Annotated in this window: 1 protein-coding gene; it reads left to right on the top strand. The window is 64.9% G+C overall.

Annotated features, from left to right (window positions below; all coding sequences use genetic code 11):
• A partial coding sequence (locus B4F07_RS11275) for a DNA polymerase (protein ID WP_293704789.1) occupies positions 1-1751 on the top strand: 1751 nt, incomplete at both ends.

Below are 1751 nucleotides of genomic sequence, written 5' to 3'. Positions count from 1 at the left end.
ACAGCGTCGATAACGTCCCCGGCGTGCGCGGGGTTGGACCCAAGACCGCGACCAAGCTGATCGTCGAATATGGCGATCTGGAAAAGGTGCTGGCGGGCGCCGAAACGATGAAGACGTCGAAGCTGCGCGACAATCTGATCGAACATGCCGATATGGCGCGCTTGTCGCGGGTGCTCGTCGAACTGAAGCGCGATTGTCCGCTGCCCGATGCGCTCGACGACCTCAAGCTCGGTGCGATCCCGCCGCTGCCGCTCAAGACCTTTCTCGACGAACATGGCTTCCGCTCGCTTTCGGCGAAGCTCGACCTTGGCGGCACCCCCGGTGGGCCGCCGACCTTTCCGCGTGCGGACGCTGCGCCGGTGGCGAGCGTGGGCAACGCGCCGTCGACGCCCGCGCTACCGCCGATGCCTGCCATCGACCGCTCGGCGTATGAATGCGTCACGACGCTAGACGCACTCGACCGCTGGATCGCCGATGCCCGCGCCGCGCATGTCGTCGCGGTCGACACCGAAACCGCCAGTCTCGACAGCGTCACCGGACGGCTGGTCGGGGTCAGCCTGGCGACCGCGCCGGGCAAAGCGTGCTACATCCCGCTCGGTCATGGCGGCACCGATATGTTCGCCGAAAAGCCCGAGCAAATCGCAATGGACGACGCCCTCGACCGGTTGCGTGACCTGTTTGCCGACGATGCGGTGCTCAAGGTCGGGCATAATCTGAAATATGACATTGGCGTGCTCGCGCAGCACGGCGTCACCATCGCGCCCTATGACGACACGCTGGTGATGAGCTTCGCGCTGGACGCAGGCAAGCATCAGCACGGCCTCGACGAGTTGGCGAAGCTCCACCTCGATCACACCTGTCTGACCTTCAAGGACATGTGCGGGACGGGCAAGTCGCAGATCAGCTTTGCCGAGGTCCAGCTCGATCGCGCCACCGAATATGCCGCCGAGGATGCGGACGTCGCGCTCCGGCTGTGGAAGCTGCTCAAGCTGCGCCTGCCGATCGAGGGCGGAACGCGCGTGTATGAGATGGTCGACCGGCCACTCGCCTCGATTGTCGAGGGCATGGAGCGTGCGGGGATCATGGTGAACCGCGACTATCTGGCCAAGCTGTCGGGCGAATTCGCGACCGAAATGCTGCGGATCGAGGGCGAAATCCACGCGCTTGCCGGACAGCCCTTTGCGATCGGCAGCCCCAAGCAGCTTGGCGAAATCCTGTTCGACAAGCTCGGCCTGAAGGGCGGCCGCAAGGGCAAGTCGGGCGACTGGTCGACCGACCAGAACGAACTCGAGCGGCTCGAACGCGACGGCGTGCCGATCGCGCGCAAAATTTTGGAATGGCGCCAGCTTGCGAAGCTGAAATCGACCTACACAGACGCCCTGCAGCAGCAGATCAATCCCACGACCGGCCGCGTCCACACCAGCTACAGCCTGGTCGGGGCGCAGACCGGGCGCTTGTCATCGACCGACCCGAATCTCCAGAACATCCCGATCCGCACCGAGACCGGGCGCCAGATCCGCGACGCCTTCATCGCCGCGCCCGGCCATGTCCTGATCGCCGCCGACTATAGCCAGATCGAGCTCCGGCTCGCGGCGCACATGGCCGACGTCCCCGAACTCAAAGAGGCGTTTGCGCAGGGACAGGACATCCACAGCGCGACCGCGATCGAGCTGTTCGGCGAAAGCAACCGCGACACCCGCGGCAAGGCCAAGACGGTCAACTTCTCGATCCTCTATGGCATTTCGCGCTGG

The organism is Sphingopyxis sp. UBA6723, assembly GCF_002454115.1.
In the GTDB taxonomy this organism is placed as follows: Bacteria; Pseudomonadota; Alphaproteobacteria; order Sphingomonadales; family Sphingomonadaceae; genus Sphingopyxis.
The sequence above is the reverse complement of the archived record's forward strand: the minus strand, read 5'-3'. Positions and strand labels throughout refer to the sequence as shown.